The sequence below is a fragment of the Gluconobacter sp. Gdi genome (genome assembly GCF_014132155.1).
Lineage (GTDB): Bacteria > Pseudomonadota > Alphaproteobacteria > Acetobacterales > Acetobacteraceae > Gluconobacter.
In genome coordinates this window covers 74,159-97,320 of record NZ_BLJQ01000007.1, presented here as the reverse complement: position 1 = coordinate 97,320, position 23,162 = coordinate 74,159, and the positions used below count along the sequence as shown (strand labels likewise).

General features: G+C 54.0%; 16 protein-coding genes. 11 read left to right on the top strand and 5 right to left on the bottom strand.

What is annotated here, in order from left to right:
• Positions 1-226: 226 nt before the first annotated feature.
• The 9 genes from JN414_RS12585 (at position 227) to JN414_RS12545 (ending at position 13,528) form a co-directional block, all read left to right on the top strand.
• Positions 227-3,115, top strand: coding sequence for a TonB-dependent siderophore receptor (locus tag JN414_RS12585; protein ID WP_202208184.1), 2,889 nt, complete (start codon positions 227-229; stop codon positions 3,113-3,115).
• A gap of 120 nt (positions 3,116-3,235) precedes the next feature.
• The gene (gene dacB, locus JN414_RS12580) at positions 3,236-4,741 is read left to right on the top strand and encodes a D-alanyl-D-alanine carboxypeptidase/D-alanyl-D-alanine-endopeptidase (RefSeq protein WP_202208183.1); all 1,506 of its coding nucleotides are present in this window, start codon (positions 3,236-3,238) and stop codon (positions 4,739-4,741) included.
• A gap of 40 nt (positions 4,742-4,781) precedes the next feature.
• A complete protein-coding gene (locus JN414_RS12575) occupies positions 4,782-6,077 on the top strand; it encodes an exo-beta-N-acetylmuramidase NamZ domain-containing protein (protein WP_202208182.1) in 1,296 nt (431 codons plus the stop codon).
• Positions 6,078-6,411: 334 nt separating this feature from the next.
• Positions 6,412-7,134 (top strand): response regulator, encoded by a 723-nt coding sequence (locus JN414_RS12570; protein ID WP_202208181.1) that lies wholly within the window; start codon positions 6,412-6,414, stop codon positions 7,132-7,134.
• Entirely contained in the window at positions 7,131-8,510 is a 1,380-nt protein-coding gene (locus JN414_RS12565; RefSeq protein ID WP_202208180.1) for an ATP-binding protein, read from the top strand. Before JN414_RS12570 ends, JN414_RS12565 begins: the two co-directional genes overlap by 4 nt.
• 306 nt (positions 8,511-8,816) lie before the next feature.
• Entirely contained in the window at positions 8,817-9,440 is a 624-nt protein-coding gene (locus tag JN414_RS12560) for a DUF3313 family protein (protein ID WP_237390046.1), read from the top strand.
• An 883-nt stretch (positions 9,441-10,323) separates the two neighbouring features.
• Positions 10,324-11,307, top strand: a complete 984-nt coding sequence (locus JN414_RS12555; protein WP_202208179.1) for a DUF1852 domain-containing protein — start codon at positions 10,324-10,326, stop codon at positions 11,305-11,307.
• Between the two features lie 27 nt (positions 11,308-11,334).
• The gene (locus tag JN414_RS12550; RefSeq protein ID WP_202208178.1) at positions 11,335-12,363 is read left to right on the top strand and encodes a methionine synthase; all 1,029 of its coding nucleotides are present in this window, start codon (positions 11,335-11,337) and stop codon (positions 12,361-12,363) included.
• A gap of 268 nt (positions 12,364-12,631) precedes the next feature.
• Positions 12,632-13,528 (top strand): LysR family transcriptional regulator, encoded by an 897-nt coding sequence (locus tag JN414_RS12545; protein WP_202208177.1) that lies wholly within the window; start codon positions 12,632-12,634, stop codon positions 13,526-13,528.
• Positions 13,529-13,766: 238 nt separating this feature from the next.
• On the opposite strand, the gene pdeM is transcribed toward JN414_RS12545, so the two are convergent.
• A complete protein-coding gene (pdeM, locus tag JN414_RS12540; RefSeq protein WP_202208176.1) occupies positions 13,767-14,432 on the bottom strand; it encodes a ligase-associated DNA damage response endonuclease PdeM in 666 nt (221 codons plus the stop codon).
• On the bottom strand, positions 14,429-16,846 hold the full coding sequence (locus JN414_RS12535; RefSeq protein ID WP_202208175.1) for a ligase-associated DNA damage response DEXH box helicase: 2,418 nt from the start codon (positions 16,844-16,846) through the stop codon (positions 14,429-14,431). The genes pdeM and JN414_RS12535 overlap by 4 nt, the downstream gene beginning before the upstream one ends.
• Before the next feature lie 70 nt (positions 16,847-16,916).
• Between JN414_RS12535 and JN414_RS12530 the strand changes: the two genes are divergently transcribed.
• Together JN414_RS12530 and JN414_RS12525 are read left to right on the top strand one after the other, a co-directional pair.
• Complete coding sequence (locus tag JN414_RS12530; protein ID WP_202208174.1) at positions 16,917-17,939, top strand: ligase-associated DNA damage response exonuclease; 1,023 nt, start codon at positions 16,917-16,919, stop codon at positions 17,937-17,939.
• On the top strand, positions 17,936-19,531 hold the full coding sequence (locus JN414_RS12525) for a cisplatin damage response ATP-dependent DNA ligase (RefSeq protein ID WP_202208173.1): 1,596 nt from the start codon (positions 17,936-17,938) through the stop codon (positions 19,529-19,531). Before JN414_RS12530 ends, JN414_RS12525 begins: the two co-directional genes overlap by 4 nt.
• Before the next feature lie 357 nt (positions 19,532-19,888).
• Here JN414_RS12525 and JN414_RS12520 read toward each other — a convergent pair whose 3' ends face one another.
• From JN414_RS12520 to JN414_RS12510, 3 genes are read right to left on the bottom strand one after another with little or no spacing between them, the layout of a single operon-like run.
• Positions 19,889-20,617 carry an SDR family oxidoreductase gene (locus tag JN414_RS12520; protein ID WP_202208172.1) on the bottom strand — a complete coding sequence of 243 codons (729 nt, stop codon included), beginning with the start codon at positions 20,615-20,617 and terminating at the stop codon, positions 19,889-19,891.
• 23 nt (positions 20,618-20,640) lie between these two features.
• Positions 20,641-21,606 carry an ABC transporter permease gene (locus tag JN414_RS12515; protein WP_202208171.1) on the bottom strand — a complete coding sequence of 322 codons (966 nt, stop codon included), beginning with the start codon at positions 21,604-21,606 and terminating at the stop codon, positions 20,641-20,643.
• On the bottom strand, positions 21,590-23,137 hold the full coding sequence (locus JN414_RS12510) for a sugar ABC transporter ATP-binding protein (protein ID WP_202208170.1): 1,548 nt from the start codon (positions 23,135-23,137) through the stop codon (positions 21,590-21,592). The genes JN414_RS12515 and JN414_RS12510 overlap by 17 nt, the downstream gene beginning before the upstream one ends.
• Between the last annotated feature and the right edge of the window lie 25 nt (positions 23,138-23,162).

The window sequence follows — 23,162 nt, the reverse complement described above, 5'->3', positions numbered from 1 at the left end:
TGCGGGACAAACATTTCCAAAAGGCAAATCCGGACGGGAACCGAGGCCTATCCTTCCCCGTCACCAACAAAATGTTGCCTTCATGAAACGTAAGGGGATGTCGCGCACTTAACTTTTGGTTATATAGCGCGCGCAGTTTCGAAATCGACGGTTGCGTTGCAGGCATGCAATATTAGTTCGATATCGCAACATCATCGCCCATCGGCGTTTATGAGGGAACCAGGGTATGACGGCCAGACTGCCCCTGAAGTCTTATCTCCTGTCCTTTGCAGCTCTGTCGTCGGGCGCAGCGTACCTCGTGCCGCAGCAGGCTTATGCTGCCGCAACAGTGTCCAGCCCTGCCGATGCCAAGGACACATCATCTCACTCTACAAAATCCTCCGCGGAGCACAAAAAAACTCAAAAACCGGTTAAGGCCAGCCGGGAAGTCATTACGGTTACGGGCAGTCACATTGCGAACGCGCATATCAAGTCTCCGACCCCCATCAGCTCCCTTAACCAGCAGGAAATCCTGAATCAGGCTCCAAGCAACAATATTGCTGACCTGATCAACCAGATGCCGCAATTCGCGGGAAGCCAGACACCTCAGAATTCCGCCTATTCCCTAAGTGATGGCCTCGCTGGCATCAACGCACTCAACCTCCGTAATCTTGGTGCAGTCCGGTCACTCGTGCTTCTGGATGGACGACGGATCACGCCATCCGCCATCACCGGGATTGTCGACATCAACACAATCCCACAGCAGCTGGTCAAACGTGTGGATGTAGTGACGGGAGGAGCCTCCGCGCAGTACGGCTCCGATGCTGTCGCAGGGGTCACGAACTTCGTACTTGACAAGACCTACACAGGCCTGAAGGTGACTGCGGATTCCGGCATCTCGGACTATGGGGACGGAGAGAACCAGCATGCCGCCATAGCCGGTGGCTTTGGCTTCGCACATGGGAAGGGGCACGTTCTTCTTAGTGGCGACATTGCCCATCAGGACGGCATTTTCAGTGTAAACCGCAGCTGGAACAGAAACGGCGACCGCATTATCGCCAATCCCGACTATGCAGCGGGAAACGGTCAGCCCTATTACATCCGCGTTGGTAATGCAGGAACCAACAACGTCATGCCCGGAGGGATCATTAATGCCTCCAAGGGAGGCGTGACCAATTCGCTGCGTGGGATCTATTTTGGTCCGGGCGGAAGTGTCAATCACTACAATTACGGCTCTCTGTCGACCTCCAGCGTCTCGGTCGGCGGTGATCAGAACCTGGCCAACAATAACAAAAATATTGGCCTGGAACCTCAGAGCGACCGTAAAAATCTCTTCGGGCGCCTGAGCTACGATGTCGCGCCGTGGATGACCCTGTATGCCGAGGGCGCCTACAATGAGAGCGAATACGTCTACAACGCCGGGCCACAGTATCTCAGCTCAATCTCGCTGAAAGGGACCAACCCCTATCTCGTGGATGCTCTTGGCGCTGACGCACTTCAGAATGTCTCGAACGTCACTGTCGGGACGACTGCGCTCGACATGCCCTACCGCCGGACTGACAATCTCCGCAACGTCCAGCGTTATACGTTCGGTGGCGAAGGCAACTTCGAGATGTTCGGCAAACGCGCCTCATGGAACGCCTACGCCCAGTATGGCGTCACCCACACACACGAGCAGATCTACAACGTCATGAACACGGCAAAGATCGCCAATGCGACCGATGCCGTGCGAAACTCGGCCGGGCAGACCGTCTGCCGCTCTTCCCTGACCAATCCCGGCGATGGCTGCTCCCCGATCGACTGGCTGGGAACGGGCGTCATGTCGTCATCGGCCATTGATTACGCTCTTGGCGCACCATGGCGGAATCAGCGGTTTCAGGAAGTCGTCTCGGGCGTCAACCTCTCCACGATCCCCTTTGCAACATGGGCCGGAGATGTGAACGTCGCCGTCGGTGGCGAATATCGTGACGAGCGTGCCTCGGGTTACGTTCCGGCAGAATACCAGTCGGGCTGGTCGGTCGGCAATTACCGGCCAACCTTTGGGCACTACAACGTCAAGGAAGCTTACCTGGAGACGGCCGTGCCGCTGGCAAAAGGTCTGTCCTTTAATGGTGCCGTCCGCGGAACGGACTACTCGACCTCGGGCTATGTCACGACATGGAAAGTTGGCGGAACGTGGCAGCCTGTCAGGGATGTTCTGTTCCGCGCCACCCAGTCGCACGACATCCGTGCACCAAACATCAACGAACTTTACAATGCAGGGACATCCCAGACGACGAGCGTGCTCGACCCGGTCACGGGTCAGACGGCTACCGTTCTCTCCACGACGACAGGCAATACGAAACTGCGTCCCGAGACGGCTAACACAACCGTCGTCGGCGCCGTCATCACTCCGCGATATGTTTCGGGCCTGGCGGTTTCGGTTGACTGGTTCCACACCAAGATCAAAGGTGCGATCGAACAGTTCTATCCGCAGTCCATCATTAACGAGTGCTATGCAGGATACACGACCTTCTGTTCGGCGGTCCGTCCCGATCCGAGTGGGACGCGTGATCTTCTCATCAGCGCCTCTCCGTTCAACTTTGCCAATCTTGAAACCAGTGGCATCGATATCGACGCCTCTTACAGCTTTCCGCTCCGCCGCCTGCTACGCGACGCCGATGGCAAGTTCACCCTCCATGGTCAGGCCACGAACTACCTGAAATATGTTTCTAATTCCGGTGTGGGCTATACCGTCGACACATCAGGCGACATTTCGTCCGGCCCGCCGCGCTGGATCTACCGCTTCTCGGCCACCTACAGCACATCACGATACAGCGTCACGGCCATCGCCCGGGGCATCAGTGCAGGCAATTATTCCAACAGCTATGTTCAGTGCTCGGGGACCTGCCCAGCGTATAACGCCAATTATCCCACGATCAACAATAACCGTGTCACGGGCATTTTCTACTTCGACATGAACGCGACCTACAATCTGCCAGTTGAAAAAATCGGCAAGATGCAGCTTTTCCTGACCGTAACCAACCTCGCAAACACCTCTCCGATCCTTCTGCCGGAAGGCGGACTTGAGGCCGACGAAACCTATAGCAACCTGCTCGGGCGGACTTATCGCGGCGGTATTCGCATGGAATTCTAAGGGCGGTTTTTCCACTCCAGATCATCCCCGCACTGAGGCTGCCTGCACACCAAGCACAGGCAGCCTCTTATTGTTTCAGCGTCAGGATGAACTTTGTAATTCCCAGTCAGCCAAGGTCGTATGCGTCAGATCTCCAGCTTTACTCTGAAAGGTTTTCGCCGGGTTTTCCTTTCCTTCGGGACAGCCGGTCTTCCCATAATCCTGAGCGCCTGTGCTTTCCACAGTTCCTCTGCCCCTCTTGGAACGCATGCCCTCGCTGAGCGACTTTCGCCCATCCTCCGGACCTCCCAAGAACAGGGCGTACGCTGGGGAGTTGTCATTGCCACGAGGGATGGAAAAATTCTTTTTTCCCGAAATGCCACCGGGCGCTTCACCCCAGCGTCAAATGCCAAACTCTTCACGACAGCCGCCGCAATGGCTGATCTTGCCGAATTGGAGCGCGATGAAGCCACACATCCCACTGCCCTTCTGCTGGCGCCCCACGCTCACGGCGCGCCAGATCTCATTCTCCAAGGCTCAGGAGATCCTTTCCTCTCCGATGACGCTGCATGCAAAACCGACTGCCTGAAAACGCTGGCCGATGCTGTCTTCGCCAAAAAGCTCAGACGCGTTCATGCCATTATTGCTGATGACCAGTTGTTCGCGGATGAGCGCTGGGGTGATGGATGGAGCTGGAATAACCTGCAAACACAATGGGGCACGGCCGTTTCGGCACTTACACTGAACGACAATATCTCTGAACTGGACGTACAGCCCGGCGCACACCCTGGCGAACGCCCGTTGTTTCGCTGGTCATCCCCAGCCGAGGAACTGACGGTAATCAATCAGGCTCTTACCGTACAGGATGGAAAACCTGAGCTGAGTTTTGGAAAGAAGCCCGGTGAAAACCGTCTTGTCCTGACAGGCACGCTACCTGTAGGAGCAGCAGTCCAGACATTAAAAATCGGGATCGACGATCCAGCACTCCTGACGGCACACCATTTCAGGTCGCTGCTTCACGACGCGCGCATCAAGGTTCAGACTGTGAAAGCTCGTCATCGCCTGGCGAACAGTCCAGCCGAAATCATTGCGCCAGATGCTCAAGTCCTTGCCACCCTCCCAGCACCAGATCTGAAAGAGGACATCCGTTATCTCCTAAAGACCAGTCAGAACCTTCATGCCGAACTCCTCCTCCGCCGTTTAGCTCTTGTCCATGGGAATGGTTCTGTCGAAGACGGACTAGCCGAACGCCGCCGGGTTCTGACTGCTCTGGGGTTGGCGCCTGTGGGCTTCTCTCTTTACGACGGCTCAGGAATGTCTCCCTACAACCGCGTTACGCCTCAAACTGTGATCCAACTCCTTCTCCTCGCTGACCAACAACCTTGGGGCGCTGAATGGCGGGACGACCTTCCGCTGGCAGCATCAGACGGAACACTTGCGCACCGTTTTATTGGCACGGCCGTCGCTGGTCACCTGCATGCAAAAACAGGTACGCTCGCAGCAACCCATTCCTTATCGGGTTATCTCCAGACAGTGCGGGGTCAGACCCTTTTGATTGCCGTATTCACAAACGACGTGCCGGACAGCCTGCCACATCCGACGAAAATCATGGACGATCTGGTGACTGCTATCGCCATGGCCGAATAATCGCCTGAAGAGTACATTTTGAAGGATAATGTCTTAATTCATGCATGAGCTTTCTGGGGTCCCAGCCCGAAAAACGTCCCTCGGCCGCCGCTCCTTTATGGGCCTTTGCGCAGGAACAGCTGCATTATCCTGGGCAAACGCTTCGGGGATGCCACGTGAGTGTCTGTCCCCTGTCGCGATCCGAACCGGCTATGACAGTCTCGAAGCTGATGGCTATCAGGCTCTTAAAGGGAGAAAAGTCGGTCTGATCGCCAACCCCACAAGCGTGGACCGCCACCTGCGCCATATCGCAGACAGGCTGCATGCTGCACCGGGAGTAAACCTGAAGGCCATCTTCGGGCCTGAACACGGGTTTCGCGGCTCGGCGCAGGCTGGCCATTCTGAAGCCAAAAGCATTGATCCCCGCACGGGCATCCCCGTTTACGACATGTACACGCTCTCCGGCCCGAAGCTGGATGCGCTCCTAAGAGCTGCGGACATTGATCTTCTCGTTTTCGATATTCAGGATATTGGCGCCCGGTTCTACACCTATATCTGGTCCATGTTCGACGCACTTGCAGCCTGTGCACGCTGCGGCGTCGCGTTCATGGTTCTGGACAGACCCAATCCCATTACAGGCCTACCCGCCAGCGGCCCTACCCTCGACCCGGCATTTTCATCATTCGTGGGCAGGGTCCCCCTTCTTCTGCGGCATGGCATGACTATTGGCGAACTGGCACGCCTCTTCAACAGCCAGTATGTCCCACAACATGCAGGCCACGCCGCCGAATTGCATGTCATTCCCATGACTGGCTGGCGTCGGGACTGCTATCAGGACGAAACCGATCTGGTCTGGGTGCCGCCGAGCCCGAACATGCCCAACGTGACGACAGCCCTCGCCTATCCGGGGACATGTCTCTTCGAGGGGACAACCTTTTCAGTTGGTCGCGGTACGGCATCCCCTTTTCTCACGATTGGCGCCCCTAACCTCCAGGCAACCCGATGGGTAGAGAGCCTGAACAACGCAAACCTGCCAGGCTGTCTGTTCAGGGAAGACTGGTTCACGCCCGGATCGGACACTGCAAAGGAGCAGTTATGCCACGGGCTTCAGATTGCCATCACGGACCGGAAGGCTTTTGACCCTCTGCTGACCAGCGTTGCGATGCTCCAGACAGTCATAAAGATATCGAATAGCCCAATATGGAGGAAATCCGGGTCGACCTTCGACATTCTGGCTGGGAGTAGCATAATACGAAGACAGCTTTCACAGGGCATGTCAGCACCTGATATTGTAGCAACCTGGAAAGCGGATGAAGCAACGTTCAATATGCAACGCCACCCCTTCCTGATGTACTGACACAACAACAGGTTTGACTATTGCTCAACAAATTTAGCGTCCCCCTTGCACCAGGCCCAATGGCTATTTGACCTAGAATATCTGGGCGGAATGCCTAGATGTTTGTGATGTGCACGAGACAGTCTGTCGGGGATTTTCTTTGATCGAGAATATGCATCCGGACAGCACGATGCTACTGCCCCTCCTCGTCCAGAAACAAAAAAAGAACTCTGAGTGCGGCATTTCTTTTGCAGTGTGATATGCGAAATTCCTGACCTGTTCATATGTGTCCAGGTTGAAACATCGTGTCCCACCCAGACATCATCCCGCAGACCTTTCATGTTAAAGGTAAGAGATGACACCCATGCCTCATCTCCTCATTGTTGATGATGATCAGGACATCCTGACGCTCCTGACCAGTTTCCTGCAGAGACACAACTATTGCGTTTCCGTCGCTGAAGACGGCGAGGCGATGTTTGAAATCCTGCGAACGCAGACCATTGACCTTGTCATTCTAGACATCATGCTACGCAAGGAAGACGGTTTCAGCCTCTGTCAGCGCCTCCGGACTTCTTCGAAAATTCCGGTCATCATGCTGTCTGCCATGGCCGACCATACTGACCGGGTGGTCGGACTGGAAATCGGTGCTGACGATTACTTGACGAAACCCTTCGACCAAAGGGAACTTCTGGCCCGCGTCAAGGCCGTCCTGAGACGCACAACAGAATTCGCCCCCACAACAGCTCGCATTCCGACACGCCCCATCCTCAAATTCGGGAGTTGGAAGCTCGACGTGGCCCGCCGCGAACTTCGTTCGGCCAGTGGCTCTCTCGTTCTGCTGTCCAGCGGCGAATTCGATTTACTTCTGTCCTTCGTTGAGCATCCCCAACGTGTTCTGACCCGCGACCAGTTGATGGACATGGCACGCGGCCCCGACCATGCGGCTTTCGACCGAAGCATCGATGTGCAAGTCAGCCGCCTTCGCCACAAACTGGAGGAAGACCCTAAAAACCCTACCCTCATCCGAACTGTAAGAAACGGCGGTTATATCTTCTCAACGACAGTAGCACGCACATGAAGCGCCTTACTTTTATGGAAGATACTATCGCAAGGCGTCTTATCATTACGGTTACACTGGCCGCAGTCGTCACACTTGCGCTTCTGGAACTGTTTTTTGTCTTTGGAGGCACGTGGGCCAAACCGGATATTCAGGAAACAGGCGTTGTAAGTCAGGTGGGTTCAGTCATTCGCATCGTCAGCTCAGCGCCTGCATCAGACCGTGAAGGACTGGCACAGGCAGCCAGCACCGATGACGTCCATTTCGCCTGGTATGCAGCCCACACTCCACTGGCACAGGCGCTAGAGAATGGTCAGTACCGTAGCGACGAAATTTCCCAGAGCTGGCGGTTCCTTAAGCCCTATCTCCGACACCGCCCAAACCGCTTGATCGTTTTTCGGGAAAACAACCCCGTCTCCCAGGCAACTGGCCTCCCTTATGACAGATCGCGCTTCCACGACGCCTATTTTGCAGGCATTCGCCTCGACGATGGCAGCTGGCTCCTGTGTGTTGCCCTTACCCGGTTTTGGGGGCTGTACGCCTTTCAACGTTTCACCCTTCAACTCCTGTTCCTTGCAGTGTGGGTTGTCACGGTTTCCATGATTGCTTCACGCCAGCTATCACGGCCTATCGAGCACCTTTCAGGTGGTGTGCGCAGCCTTGGTCTTCAGCCACGCTCCGCGCGCCTGGATGAAGATGGCCCCCGTGAAATCCGGCTGGTCGCAGAAACGATCAATGGCATGCAGGCTCAGATCCAGCAGTTCATTGAATACCGCACTACAATGCTGGCTGCCATTTCGCACGACCTTCGCACGCCCCTGACCCGCATCCGCCTCCGCGGCGAATTCATTGATTGCCCCGAACAGCAGAAACATCTTTTCCGGGATGTGGACGAAATGCAAACCATGATCGATGGTGCCTTATCCTTCTTTCGTAACGATGCCTCCCGCGAAGAAAGCATCATGTTCGACTTGCCCGGCCTCCTGCAGACCATTGCAAACGACTACTGTGACCAAGGCTTCAGTGTAGAATATTACGGCCCAGCCAAGGCGGGTTACGTTGGCCAGCTCTATGCCATGAAGCGCGTATTCTCCAATCTCGTCGAAAACGCCATCAAATACGCAACGCCTCCCACCCTCACCCTGGAGACACAGCAGGACGGCAGCTACATGATTTATATCCGTGATAATGGTCCGGGTATTCCTGAAGCCTCCCTTTCCGAAGTTTTTGAGCCCTACTTTCGCCTCGATAAGTCTCGTAACCGTCAGACAGGCGGCGTCGGTCTGGGGCTGACGTCGGCACAAACGATAGTCCGCTCCAATGGAGGTGAAATCACAATGGCCAACCGTTCTGAGGGTGGCCTGGAAGTCCTGATTTACCTGCCGAAAATCTGCTAATAATGACCATATTTCACAGCTGCAATATTTGAGACACACGCTGGAAAAAGACGAGCTTTAAGAATGGCTTTACCACGCAGCGCCTTATACAAATCAAAGGCGCTGCACCTTCCGGACCCACCTTCTTTTCGGAAACGAGCCACCAGCATGACGTCTCATTCACCGCGCGCGCAATCGTACAAACCATCACGCTTTCCTCCAGTGCCTTCGGTACTGATTTCCTGTGCCTTCATATTCTCCCTAACAGGATGTGCAGGCCAAAAAAACACCCAGACGGGTTTCATTCCTCGGGATACGTATGGACAGATGGTTCATCAAAAAAACCATACGGATGATCTGGTTTATGTCTCCCCCACGATAGATGCTTCGAAGTATCATTTCCTTGTCATCGAACCTGTTACCTGGCATCCGGTAGCAAAGGCTCCAAAACTTAAACCTGCGGTCGAAGCACGCATGACCAAGGCTTTCCACGACGCACTTGTCAAAGCCCTTGCGCATGATTTTCAGGTCCTCGCACCCGAACAATGTGACCCGACTTGCCCCAACACAATCCGGGTCCGCGCGGCTATTACCAATATCCGCCGCAGTAAGTGGTATTATAATGCCCTTCCGATCGTTGCCGGATTTGCAGCCGGCGCAGCGGGAGGTGGCATGCCGCCGATCCCTCCCCCATTTCCGGGGGGCGCCAGTGAAGAACTCGTCGCCACGGACGCAACCACAGGGGAAACCCTGCTTGCCATCTCGACTTATAACAATGGAATGCCATGGAACATGATGGGACAGTGGCTTCCATATGCACATGCAAAAAGAGCCTTCCGTCTGGCGTCCGAACTCATGGATGAAGAGTTTCACAGGATCAAGAAGAACGGGAGCACGCAGTTGCCTACCGGAACCCTTCGTAACTCACATGAAAGCAGGAGAAGCGGATAATGAGCCCGTTAAGAATGAAAATCCGTAAAAACTGGCCTCTTCTTGGTTTGGTCGTAAACCGCTCTCTTCTGAATATTCTCGAGTTTTATATACCTCTCACAATTCATCTTGTCGTCACTCGCACTCACCGTAAAACATAGTCACTTTCTTGATGGAAACTATGTCATTCTTTATTCATTATGAAAGAACCGTGGATTATGCCCTTGCGACCTGATTTCAGGTACAACTGACAGTAATTGACGGTTTTTCTGGATGTTTGGCACCTACAAAATACATTGCACTTTGGTGCCTCTATGGTACCGATCAGACATGGCACGCAGCAATTTGCAGCCTGTCGCGCCTCTCTGGAAACAAAGCAGAGACGATCCATTTAGTCGTCCTTTAACCTAATATCGACCGCTCATCCTCAATCTCTTCACAGGCGCCTGAAACAGACTTCTACCCTGACATCAATTGCGCCTATACGCCGTATTTTATTATCGGAACTATGTTTCAGTAATTCCGCACGCAACTCAGAAGCCTAAGCCATTAATATTCCTGTTACAGGGAATTTGAATTGCCTGCTCCAAAGCTTCCAGCATCAGACATTCATGCATCGTTCGCTTCTCGAAGCGATTGTCCTCATCCCGTCCAACTAAAAACTACAAATTAGTGTCAGATGCTGGCGGGTATTCTAACCTTTTTTCTCCTACAGTTATGGTATGAACGATTTTCATGAATCAATGAAATAAAATCATTTTTGTTCACTCAACATCTTGGGCATACCGTTCACCAGCACCACTCACAATGCACGGCGTGAAGCTTTCTGCCCGGGCAATGTAAATCCGAATAAATCCTCAAGTGAAAATATGAGGAATTTTCAACTCGCAAGGTCGAACCGCATATGTCCATAGAATTTACTTTTAATCTGAAAAAAACGCGGTTTGACGAGGACTATTGTCCCTCAAACGATACGCGTCTAACCACCAATTTTGCCAACCTCGCCAGAGGAAACCATCGTCAACAGAACTTGCAGAATGTCCTGCAAATGATTGATAACCGTTTTAATGCGTTAGCCCATTGGGACAACTCAAAGGCAGATCGCTACTCCGTCGAAATTGATATCATCTCTGTCGAAACGACTATGAGTTGTAATGGTGAACATCAGTTATTTCCCTTAATCGAAATCCTGAACACTTCTATTATTGATATTATCAACAACGAACGTATTACGGGCATCGTCGGGAATAATTTTTCCTCCTATGTCCGCGACTATGATTTCAGCATCCTCCTTCGAAATTATAATCAGAACCGTTCAGAATTTGGCATTCCCGAGCGCTTTGGTGATCTTCATGGTAAGATGTTCAGATCTTTTCTCGGCTCTGACGAATACAAGAATAACTTCGGAAAAATGCCGGTCATTTGCCTGAGCATTTCAAGTAACAGAACGTACCATAGGACTGAGAATTATCACCCTGTCCTTGGCTTTGAGTATGAACAGAGAGAGTATTCTCTTACTGATCAATACTTTGAAAAAATGGGTATGAAAGTTAGATATTTCATGCCTCCCCATAGTTCAGCACCTCTAGCATTTTATTTTTTCGGAGATCTTCTGACAGACTATTCCAATTTGGAACTCATTAGCACAATTAGTACGATGGAATGTTTTCAGAAAGTCTATCGACCAGAAATCTATAATGCGAACTCCCCGGCAGCCGGATGCTACCAGCCCAGCCTGACCCATCAGGACTATTCGACAACTCAGATTTTCTATGACCGAGAAGAACGGAACAAGCTGGCGATTGAACAGGGAAAGTTCACCGAGGAAAATTTTATCATTCCCCACCGGACGGCTCTTGAGCAGTGGTCTGCTCATTTTTCAGTTTGAACCCTAAACCGTACAAGGCCTTTGACCATGACAAAATTACTTCCGACTTCAACAGTTGGCAGCCTGCCTAAACCGTCGTGGCTTGCAAAAACTGAAACCCTCTGGTCCCCATGGAAACTGCAGGGCGAGGAATTGATTGAGGGCAAACAGGATGCTTTACGTCTGACACTCGACGATCAGGATCGTGCCGGAATTGATATCGTGAGCGACGGTGAACAAACGCGGCAGCACTTCGTCACGACATTCATTGAACACCTGAGCGGCGTTGACTTTAAAAACCGCCAGACCGTCAAGATCCGTAACCGGTATGATGCGAGCGTGCCGTCCGTTATTGGCAATGTAACACGTGAGAAACCTGTCTTTGTCGAAGATGCAAAATTTTTAAGAACGCTGACAAAAAAGCCAATCAAGTGGACACTCCCAGGCCCCATGACCATGGTCGATACACTCCATGATAGCCACTACAAAAGCCGTGAAAAGTTGGCTTGGGAATTCGCCAAGATCCTCAATCAGGAGGCGAAGGAACTGGAAGCTTCTGGCGTTGATATTATCCAGTTCGATGAGCCAGCCTTCAATGTTTTCTTCGATGAAGTTAACGACTGGGGGGTTGCGGTCCTAGAAAGAGCAGTTGAGGGGCTCACGTGTGAAACCGCAGTCCATATTTGCTATGGGTATGGTATCAAAGCCAATATCGATTGGAAAAACAGTCTCGGTGCAGAGTGGAGACAATATGAAGGAATTTTTCCAAAACTGCAGAGTTCCAGTATCGATCTGATCTCTTTGGAATGCCAGAATTCCCGTGTTCCGATGGATCTCATTGAACTTATTCGTGGTAAAAAAGTAATGGTCGGAGCCATTGATGTGGCCACTAACACGGTTGAGACGCCAGAAGATGTGGCTGATACGCTCCGAAAAGCCCTCCAGTTTGTGGATGCAGATAAACTTTACCCTTCTACCAACTGTGGTATGGTGCCTTTGTCCCGTCGTGTCGCACGGGAAAAGCTGAACGCTCTTGCCGCCGGGGCCAACATTCTGCGGGAAGAACTTTCGGCATAACAAGTGCAGTCTTCAGCGCCTGATTGTCAAAAATAACGGATAGCTGAGCGGAGACTTTTTACTGTCTCCACTCAGTCATAACTCCAGAACGGCCCAACAATTTGACCACCGCGTTCCAGAGCCCCAGCGCTCCTGAATTGCCGAAGGCAGATACAAAAACAAAAAGACTTGAAGAGAGACGGGCAACTGTCTGGAGAAATGTTTTTAACGATAGATAAAAATGATATAATTTAGTTCTTTCATAAAAGACACGCATGGATTGGGAAGTATGGCTATCCTGGAACGCAACCATCTGATGATCATTCAGGCAGTCGCACAGGAAGGGTCGCTAACAGCAGCGGGTATCCGATTAAACCTGACCCAACCTGCTCTCAGTCATGCCGTTCGTAAGATCGAGATACAACTCGGTGTAAAGATATGGCGACGCGAGGGACGCTCTCTGGTCCTGACTCAGGCAGGGCAATGGCTACTCGCTCTGGCAAATCGTTTGCTACCCCAGTTTTCACTCGCCGAAGAGAGGCTGGAACAATTCGCCAATGGCGAACGTGGCATTTTGAGGATCGGGATGGAGTGCCATCCCTGCTACCAATGGCTCCTTAACATTGTCTCACCCTATCTCGAACGATGGCCAAAAGTAGATGTCGACGTTCGGCAGAAATTTCAGTTTGGTGGCATCGGAGCCTTGCTAAGCAACGAAATTGATATTCTCGTCACACCCGACCCACTTTACAAACCGGGCCTTAACTTCACACCGGTGTTCGATTACGAACTTGTTCTTGTTGTAGGGACTGGTCACAGACTGTGCGGCGAAACATCCATCACGCCTGAGCAACTTGCCGGGGAAACGCTCATTACTTATCCCGTACCTTCTGAACGTTTGGATATTTATACACAGTTTCTGCAGCCAGCCGGCATCGCACCGCGTCAGCAGAAGCAAATCGAAACGACAGATATCATGCTGGTTATGGTGGCGCATGGGCGCGGTGTCACAGCCCTACCTCGCTGGCTGGTAGAAGAACATGCCTCACGCTACGGTCTGCATGCGATAAGACTTGGCGAGAAAGGGATTGCAAAGCAGATCTTTCTCGGGCGTCGCGAAACAGATGATGACATTCAATATCTCACCGATTTCATAGACTTTGCTGCCCGACCTGAAGAGTTCTGAAGATCCTTTCTTTTAAGCGGCTTTCTGTGCTCCTCTATCACGTCGTGATGGGATAGAGAGCATCAAACAGCCGGGATTTCTCAATATTGAAAAGCATCCGTTTCCTCGAAGAAATTTCCGGGCTTTTAGATTTGAAATATTTGTGGATCAGCATAAATTCTTGGGAACCACTCAAGAATTCTACCAATTACGACGGTCTCGATTGCGCGCCTCTCCACCGTGGGCTTAGAGCTGCCCACTAGACAACCCGATTAATTTGATCAGCTTCCCAGACATAAGCCGCATATCCGTGGAGAAACAGTCCTGCGAACGCTTGATGGGAGATGTCCAGTCCGCCGGTATATGATCCCAGTGCTGGCAGAATAAGGCGTTCTTCTCCCGTGAGGAAGCAGGCGCGGCTCATAACATGCCCCCTGATCCGTATTTTGATCTTCGGATGAAGATGGCCTGCCAGTTCCGCACTGCCAGAAGGAATTGTCGCAGATGGTATATGCCTGAGGATCAGATTGCCGACCCGGTATTCTTCAACCCACTTGCCCCCAATACCCGAAATCGGGAGCGCATCGTGATTACCTGTGATCCACAAAGTCGCTGCTTTTGTGGTTATGGTATCCAGCAATGTTCGTTCTGCATCAAGAAGGCGCTCTCCCGCCTGACAGTCATGAAAGCTGTCTCCGAGCGCGACCAGAACCCGGGGGGAATGAGCCTCGACAAGCTGGAGCACGTTCTCAAGCGTCGACATCGTATCTCCTGGCGGAAACAGTACCCCACGTGCCCGAGCAGACGTCCCCTTACCCAGATGCAAGTCAGCCACCACGAGCATCTGCGTTTTAGGCAGGAAAACAGCCCCTCCGGGCAGGAGCCATATCCGCTCACCTGCCAGCGTTACCTCACGAAAACTCACGCTTTCTCTGCCAGTGCATAAAGCTTGTCAGCCTCGGCCAGAAGATAGTCTTCGCCCTCTCCTCCCCGGATTTTTTCACGTCCCTGCTCAAGAAGAACAGGTACCGCAAGCGGCGAAACATGGGAAAGACTAACATGCTCGATATGCCCTTGAATGCGATCCAGCATACCGGAAAGACGCCGCAGATCAGTCAGACCTTGCTCCGCCTGAAGCCGCGTCGCACGTAGGAGGATGTGATCGGGATCATATTTTCGAAGGACATCGTAAAGCAGGTCACTGCTGATCGTCATCTGACGCCGGTTTTTCTCACGCCCCGGATAATTGCGCTCTACCAATCCGGCAATAATGGCAACGTCCCGGAAAGTGCGGCGGAGCATGGCACTTTCCGCGAGCCAGTCTGCCAGATTGCCTTCAAGCAGATCTTGGCTGAACAGGTCCGCCATGGAGCCAGCGGGATGGACGCACCAGCAGGCAACCATATAATCGTTAGCCACGAAGCCCAGAGGCCCCTTTCCAGTCTCCTCCAGCTTTTTTGTCAGGAGAAGCCCCAGAGTTTGATGCGCATTCCGCCCTTCAAAGGGATACGCCACAATGTAGTGCCATCCTTTGTGTGGAAAAGTCTCAACAAGAAAATTGTCCGGTCCAGGCATATGTGAGCGCTTTGTCTGAAGGGTAAGCCAGTCCTGCACAGCCTTCGGAAGCACGGTCCACAAGGATGGCGTATGCAGCATTTCACGGACGTGTCTGGCCAGACCGGGTGAAATGGAAAGCTGGTTGCCCCCGTAAACCGGTACGCGCGGATCCTTGCCTCTACCCCGCGCCGCCTGAACGGTCGTATCTTGCAGCCCCAGAAACTCCAGCAGTTCTCCGCCCAGCAGGAATGTATCGCCCGGAACGAGCGTTGAGGCGAAATACTCGTCAATCTCCCCAAAAGCTTTTCCGCGTCGGGATTTGACGCGAAGCATCGGAGTATCGACGATGGTGCCAATATTCATCCGGAACTGCCGGATGATCTGCTCATTGCGAACCCAGAGTTGCCCCAATGAGTCCCGGAAAAGACGCTGATGGCGTTCATAGGCCTTTAAAGCATAGCCACCGTCTTCGACAAATCGAACGACCTCATCGAAATCCGTGCGTGCAATCTGGCTGTAAGGCGCAGTCTGGCGAACTTCTTCATACAGAGCATCGGGAAAGAACGGTCCAGCACACGCTGTGACCAGCACATGCTGAGCCAGAACGTCCAGTGCCCCGGCGCGCGGCGGATCACCGTCGAGTTCATGCCGCAGAACAGCGTCTTTGGCAGCTTCACATTCCAGCACTTCAAATCGGTTGGCTGGAGCAAGAAGCGCACGCGATGGTTCGTCCATCCGGTGATTAGCCCGGCCGATCCGCTGTGTCAGGCGGGAGATCTGTTTTGGTGCCCCCACCTGAATGATCTGATCCACTGCGCCCCAATCCAGCCCCAGATCCAGCGACGACGTAGCCACCACTGCCCTCAGATCGCCTCGAGCCATGGCCTCTTCAACCTTGGCCCGACGCACCGCATCCAGACTGCCATGATGAAGCCCAATAGGCAGATTGTCTCCGTTGTCTTTCCACAGAGCCTGGAACAGTAGTTCTGCCTGCGCCCTACTGTTGACGAACACGATGGTGAGGCGAGCACGGGCAATTTCATTCAGGATTGCAGTAGCGCTTCCCAACCCTGTACGACCGGCCCACGGAAGATACCCCCGCTCGTCAGGCAAAAGCACATGAACGTCCGGCCGCACCCCGTCTTCCGCTTTGACAAGACGGACGCCAGAGGCTTTGCCCGTCGGGGAAACCCAGGCCGCCATGGCGGAAGGGTGCGCTACGGTTGCGGATAAGCCATTGATCCGGAGTGATGACGAAAACGTTCGCAGGCGGCTGGCACAGAGGGCAAGCTGGTCTCCCCGCTTGGTGCCAGCAAGCGCATGAACTTCGTCGATAATCAGAACTCTGAGCGTGGAAAAGTACGCGGCAGCATCTGGGTATGACAGCAACAGCGCTAGGCTTTCCGGTGTTGTCAGGAGAACATGCGGCGGGTTCTTCTGTTGCCGTTTCCGGCGTGCTCCGGACGTATCTCCACTGCGGACCTCAACACGAACCGGAAGATCCATGTCCATAATAGGTCGGGAGAGGCTTTCTGCGATATTGGTCGAGAGAGCCTTCAGGGGACTGACATAGAGCGTATGCAGTCCTGAATATGAACCGTCTGCCAATTCGATGAGGCTGGGCAGAAAGCCCGACAGTGTCTTTCCTCCGCCGGTTGGCGCGATAAGAAGCGCAGACACTCCATCTTCCGCTGCCTGAAGCATAGCGAGTTGATGAGATCGGGGAGACCAGCCCTGTTGGAAAAACCAGGTCTGAAAAGGTTCGGGAAGATGTTTGCTCATTAGCTGAAGAAACGCACACGCGTTTCGCGGGTTCTTTCCCTGTTCTTGCACGACTGGCGGAGAAGACTGGGTGGACTGGCTTGAGTTGAAACCGGAAGGGCTCTTCTGTGCACCCGGCGCGTTCTATATTGACCCTCTCCAACCAGTGGCCCACGCCGTCATTACGCATGGTCATTCTGATCACGCCCGACCCGGCCACGAGCTTGTCACCGGGACGCCCGAAACTCTGGCGATCATGCGCCTGAGAATGGGTGAAGGCCGCGCCGGTCAAGCCCAGCAGGCACTTGCTTATGGAGAAGTCATTTCCATTGGGGACGTGCAGGTCTGGCTCGCGCCTGCCGGGCATGTTCTGGGAAGTGCACAGGTTGTCATGGAGTACCGTGGGCAGCGCGCCGTCGTCAGTGGGGATTACAAGCGCGCGCCTGATCCAACATGCGTTCCTTTTGAGGTTGTGCCCTGTGATCTTTTCGTAACTGAAGCCACGTTTGGGCTGCCAGTCTTTCGCTTACCTGATCCCGCTCATGAGATTGCCAAACTGCTGCATGACGTACGCCTGTTTCCAGAGCGCACGCATGTTGTTGGCTGTTACGCCCTTGGTAAATGCCAGCGTCTGATCGCTCTGCTTCGTGAGGGTGGCTACCATGACCCTCTCTGGCTCCATGGTGCTCTTCTACCGATGTGTAAGCTGTACGAAGGTTTTGGTGTCCCCTTGGGGGAACTGCGTTCTGCAACGGCAGCAAAGAAAGGTGAGATGCGCGGGGGCATTGTCCTCGCGCCTCCATCGGCCATTGCAGACCGTTGGGCACGTCGGCTTCCAGACCCGGTCGTCTGTCTGGCATCAGGCTGGATGCATGTTCGCCAGCGAGCAAAAGCGCGTGGGGTCGAACTCCCTGTCATTATCAGCGACCATGCCGACTGGGATGCTCTTCTGGAGACATGTCAGGCAACCGGGGCAAAGGAAATCTGGGTCACGCATGGGCGCGAGGATGCTCTGATTTATGCGTTGGGCAAGATGCAGATCCGCGGCCGCGCGCTGCGGCTTTTGGGGTACGAGGAAGAGGATGAACAGGCGGAACAGGGCGCTTTGACATGATCGAATTTGCGACCCTGCTGGAACGCCTGGCCTTCACCCCTTCACGAAATATGAAGCTTGCACTTCTCAAAGAGTATTTTTCGATGGCGCCCGATCCTGACCGGGGATACGCGCTGGCTGCGATGGCAGGAAGTCTGTCCTTTGCTACTGCTAAACCTGCCATGCTTCGGGCTCTGGCCATGGAACGGATCGACCCGGAACTCTTTGCGTGGTCTTATGATTACGTTGGAGACCTTGCGGAAACAGTCGCACTGATCTGGCGGCCGGAAACCAGTGATCATGTTACGCCAACTGCACCGGGTCTGGCGGAGGTCGTTCATACCCTCGAGCGCCTTCCAAAGGCAGATGTCCCGGATGTTGTAAGGGGATGGCTGGACGTATGCGATGCCTCCTCCCGCTACGCCCTCCTCAAGCTCATTACTGGCTCGTTGCGCGTTGGCGCGTCAGCCCGGCTGGCAAAAACAGCCCTTGCAGAAATAGCGTCTGTGGCTGCGGATGACATTGAGGAAGTGTGGCACGGCCTTGAAGCGCCTTATGGGCCCCTCTTCGCATGGGTGGAGGGAAAAGGGCCGAAACCCGATGCGAAGGATGCTCCGGTTTTCCGGCCGCCTATGCTGGCCCAGCCCTTGGAAAACGTTGACCTGACAGCATTCGATCCAGCGGAATGGCGAGCAGAATGGAAATGGGACGGTATCCGAGTTCAGCTTGTTTCCACACCTCAAGGGGAGCGTGTCTACACGCGTAGGGCGGAAGATATTGGAAAGGCCTTTCCGGACGTGCTGGCCACGATGCAGGATCTAGGCAGCAGGGTCGTTCTGGATGGTGAGCTTCTGGTCGTTCAGGACGGTGTTGTCGCCCCGTTTGCGGATCTCCAACAGCGATTGAACCGAAAATCGCCTACGGCTTCCATGCTTAGAGACATGCCAGCCGGTATCCGACTGTACGATATCCTGTTTGAAGACGGAGACGACCTGCGCTCCCTACCATTCGATACCAGACGACAGCGATTGGAAAGCTGGTTCGCACGCTTGAATCCGCCCAGAATGGTCTTGTCTGATCTCATTGCGTTCCAGAACTTTGAAGACCTAGCCAAGCTTCGCGAGAATGCACGGAGCGAAGGCATTGAAGGGCTAATGCTGAAAAAGGCTGACAGTCCGTATGTTCCGGGTCGACCACGGGGGCCGTGGTGGAAATGGAAACGTGAGCCACTCAGCGTCGATGCCGTTGTCATGTATGCACAACGCGGGCACGGCAAACGCAGCAGCTTCTATTCCGACTACACGTTCGGCTTATGGCGCACCGTGGACGGAGAACGTGAACTTGTTCCGATTGGTAAAGCTTACTCAGGCTTTACGGACGAAGAACTGAAATTTCTGGACAAGTGGATCCGCGATCACACCACCAAGCGTTTTGGTCCAGTCCGGGAAGTGGCGCATGGTCTTGTTCTGGAAATTGCCTTTGATGCTGCTCAGTATTCCAAGCGCCATAAAAGCGGCGTAGCCCTTCGTTTTCCGCGCGTTTCACGTATTCGCCGTGACAAACCTGTAGAGGATGCGGACACGCTCGATGAGTTCATTAGAGCTTTTCTATAGAGGAAGTACCTCATCCGTTTCGACACACCGCACTCCCCCTCTCGCGGACAACGATGGCTCCAGGGGAAGAACAGACGCGGAAAAATTTTAATTAATCCCCCGCTGATGTTCTGATGGGGCGCCAGTCGCACCTCTTCGCACGCTCGTAGCAGGCAAAGGATATGATCGCGACGGGATGCTGGAGAACCTGATCTTTCGAGGCGATCCTCCCGTCATCCCACCACATTCAAATCAAACAGAGAATATTCTCTATAATTTCCGTTTTCACAGAGGGCGCAACCGTATCGAGCCGATGTTTAATAAGCCCAAGCAGGTTAGGCCGCGCCCTCTTATGGAAAAACCAGAAAAACCTTTGTATCAGGCATCAAAGTTATGCGGCAGAACGACCAGATCCCGCACCATCACGCCCTTTGAACGTGTCAGGATGAAGATCAGGGCTTCAGCCACTTCGTTGGCTTCCATCAGAGCACCAGCCTTGATATTGGCTTCAAGCCGTGCCTGATCCCAGTCTTTCAGCAACGGCGTGACCACAGGCCCGGGCTGGATTGCGCCCACCCGAATACCGTACTTCGCGACCTGCCGGCGCACTGTATGCACAAAGGCCTGCACAGCATGTTTCGAGGCTGTGTAGATGGGCTCGGCCATGATGGGGATCATGCCGGCAATTGAACTGGTCATGACGATATCGCCACTCTCCTGCTTCATCATCTGCGGCAGCACGGCGCGGACCGAGCGGAAGGCAGCATTGATGTTCAGGTGCAGCATCGCATCCCAGCTATCAGGATCGCCTTCCCAAACATTGCCGCCAACATACGCCCCGGCATTGGCATGGAAGATATCGATCCGGCCCTGTTCCTGAACGATCTGCGCAACGGCAGCATCTACGGTTTTATAGTCGAAGAGATCGACAATGATCGCATGAGCCTGGCTACCGAGCTCTGCCGTCTTGTTTTCGAGCGTTTTGGCATCACGGTCCAGAAGATAGACCACGGCCCCCGCTTCGATGAGATAGCGGGCACATTCGAGACCGATACCCGAAGCCGCGCCCGTGATGGCGGCGATCTTGCCCTGAAGAGACTGTGTCATATGCACTATCCTGTGATGCTGTCTCAGCGTGCGGACGCTGTGCCGCGCTGACGACTGATGAAAATTGCGAGAAGGATGATCGCGCCCTTGATGACATTCTGAACGTAAGGGGAGACCTCAAGCAGGTTCAGCCCGTTGTTCAGGACACCCAGCAGCATGGCACCGATGAGGGTGCCGATGATGGAGCCACGACCGCCGGAAATTGAGGTGCCACCCAGCACCACGGCGGCGATGGCATCGAGTTCAAAGCCGACACCTGCGTTGGGCTGGCCGCTCATGAGACGCGAAGACAGAACAACGCCTGCCAGCGCGGCCGTAAATCCGCCAATCAGGTAAACGGTGATCTTGTATTTACGGGAATCGATGCCGGAGAGGCGGACAGCCTCTTCATTGCCACCGATGGCGTAAATGTACCGGCCAATCGGCATGCGCTGGAGCAGCAGATAGGCCAGCGCATAGACAACTAGCATGATGAGAATTGGCGTCTGGATTCCCAGAACCTTTCCGCGACCGATAAACGCGAACCAGTCCGGAAGGCCCGAGATGGGATAGCCGTTCGTGTAGATCAGCCCCAGTCCACGGGCGATACTCATGGATGCCAGCGTCACAATGATCGGCGGCATTCCGAGACGGGCAATGCATAATCCGTTTCCGGCTCCGAAGAGCGCCCCGACACCCAGCCCGGCGAGAATGGCCAGCCCGGCGTTCAGGCCGGAAACCAGCAGACCCGCCGTAATGGTTCCGGCCAGCGCCATGACCGCGCCCACAGAAAGATCAATGCCGCCTGTGAGAATGGCAAAGGTCATGCCCACGGAGATGATGGCGTTAATTGAGACCTGTCTGGCGACGTTTTCGAGGTTGCCGAAGGACAGGAAGCGACTGTTAAGCGCGATCATGCAGACTACGACCACGAACAGTCCGACCGCTGGGAGAAATGCCGTTGACCGCGCGAATTTCGACGATCTGTAACGCTCAAGCAGAGAGTGCATCGACTGCGGACTTTTTAACGCTTGCTGTTGCATGACGCATTACCTCTTCCGAACTGATGGCATCCCCCTCCAGAACCGCCGTGATGACGCCATGGCTGAACACGGCCACGCGGTCACACATTCCGACGACCTCCGGAAGCTCGGATGAGATCATGATGATGGCGTATCCCTCTGCCGTGAGGTTCCGCATGAGTGTGTAGATTTCCGCCTTAGCCCCGACGTCGATGCCGCGGGTAGGCTCATCGAAGATCAGGATCTTGCTCCGGCGGTTCAGCCAGCGCGCAATCACAACCTTCTGCTGATTTCCGCCACTAAGACTCACCACGGTCGTCTCGTCCGAAGGGGCTTTGATACGGACGGCGGACATCAACTCCTGTGTCTTCCACTTCTCCCGCGCGGTGTCGATCGTGCCGATCGGGCGGGTATATTGCGGCAGGTTGTTAATGGAGATGTTGTCCCGGATACTGAAGCCAAGGATCAATCCTTCGGTTTTTCGGCTTTCGGGCAGAATTCCGATACCGTGACGCAGAGCCTGTGCCGGATTCCCCATAGACACGTCTCTGCCCTCAATCCGCACCGTTTTTCCTGGACATGGCAGTGCGCCGATCAACGCCAGAGCCGTTTCCGTTCGGCCAGAGCCAACCAGCCCAGCGAAACCAAGGATTTCACCTTTCCGCAGGTAGAAACTGTTGGGATGCCCGTTACTGGAAAAGCGAATATTTTCAGCTTCCAGAATGCGCTCGGCAGTATGGAGAACGGGTTTGGGCGGGAACGTATTTTCAATTTTCCGGCCGACCATCCGCTCAACCAGATGATCCATCGTGCACTCGGCCGTTTTCAGGACGCCTACATAAGCCCCATCGCGAAGCACCGTAATCCGGTCACAAATTTCAAAAATCTCTTCGAGGTGATGCGACACGAAGAAAATGCCGATGCCCTGGTCCCGGAGCTGCCGCATGACGTTGAAAAGCAGTTCGGCTTCCGTCGGGGTCAGGGTCGCGGTTGGTTCGTCGAGGATGAGAACCTGCACATCCAGTGACAGAGCCTTTGCGATTTCCACGAACTGTTGTTCCGCGACACTGAGACGCGCGACAGGAACGTCAAACCGCGTTTTTACCCCCAGCCGCTCGAAAATTCCCTGCGCAATGCGCGTCATTTCGCTTTTGCGGGAAAAGCCGAGAGCGTTCCGCATCTCTCGCCCGAGGAAAATATTATCCACAGCGTCGAGCTCAGGAATCAGGCTGAATTCCTGAAAAACAATCCCGATGCCCGCGCTGATGGCATCCTTGTAGCTGGAGAAGTGGCATTCTTTTCCGTTGAGAAAGATCTGCCCTTCATCCTGAGACTGGATACCTCCCATGATCTTGATGATCGTGGATTTTCCAGCACCGTTCTCCCCCAGAAGAGCATGGATTTCTCCACGCTCCAGGCTGAGACTGACATTCCGCAACGCCCGGACTCCCGGAAAGCTCTTGGAGATTCCCTTAAGCGCCAGAAGCGGTTCTGGGGATGTCTGACTGGTTTCTGTCATGATGTTCCCTCCGGAATCCGGGGCG

Coding starts and splice junctions, on each gene's coding strand:
- JN414_RS12525 (WP_202208173.1), top strand. CDS start 17,936: ATGATCGAATTTGCGACCCTGCTGGAACGCCTGGCCTTCACCCCTTCA.
- JN414_RS12565 (WP_202208180.1), top strand. CDS start 7,131: ATGAAGCGCCTTACTTTTATGGAAGATACTATCGCAAGGCGTCTTATC.
- JN414_RS12560 (WP_237390046.1), top strand. CDS start 8,817: ATGGTTCATCAAAAAAACCATACGGATGATCTGGTTTATGTCTCCCCC.
- JN414_RS12535 (WP_202208175.1), bottom strand. CDS start 16,846: ATGAGCAAACATCTTCCCGAACCTTTTCAGACCTGGTTTTTCCAACAG.
- JN414_RS12555 (WP_202208179.1), top strand. CDS start 10,324: ATGTCCATAGAATTTACTTTTAATCTGAAAAAAACGCGGTTTGACGAG.
- JN414_RS12545 (WP_202208177.1), top strand. CDS start 12,632: ATGGCTATCCTGGAACGCAACCATCTGATGATCATTCAGGCAGTCGCA.
- JN414_RS12520 (WP_202208172.1), bottom strand. CDS start 20,617: ATGACACAGTCTCTTCAGGGCAAGATCGCCGCCATCACGGGCGCGGCT.
- dacB (WP_202208183.1), top strand. CDS start 3,236: ATGCGTCAGATCTCCAGCTTTACTCTGAAAGGTTTTCGCCGGGTTTTC.
- JN414_RS12575 (WP_202208182.1), top strand. CDS start 4,782: ATGCATGAGCTTTCTGGGGTCCCAGCCCGAAAAACGTCCCTCGGCCGC.
- JN414_RS12570 (WP_202208181.1), top strand. CDS start 6,412: ATGACACCCATGCCTCATCTCCTCATTGTTGATGATGATCAGGACATC.
- JN414_RS12510 (WP_202208170.1), bottom strand. CDS start 23,137: ATGACAGAAACCAGTCAGACATCCCCAGAACCGCTTCTGGCGCTTAAG.
- JN414_RS12585 (WP_202208184.1), top strand. CDS start 227: ATGACGGCCAGACTGCCCCTGAAGTCTTATCTCCTGTCCTTTGCAGCT.
- JN414_RS12515 (WP_202208171.1), bottom strand. CDS start 21,606: ATGCACTCTCTGCTTGAGCGTTACAGATCGTCGAAATTCGCGCGGTCA.
- JN414_RS12550 (WP_202208178.1), top strand. CDS start 11,335: ATGACAAAATTACTTCCGACTTCAACAGTTGGCAGCCTGCCTAAACCG.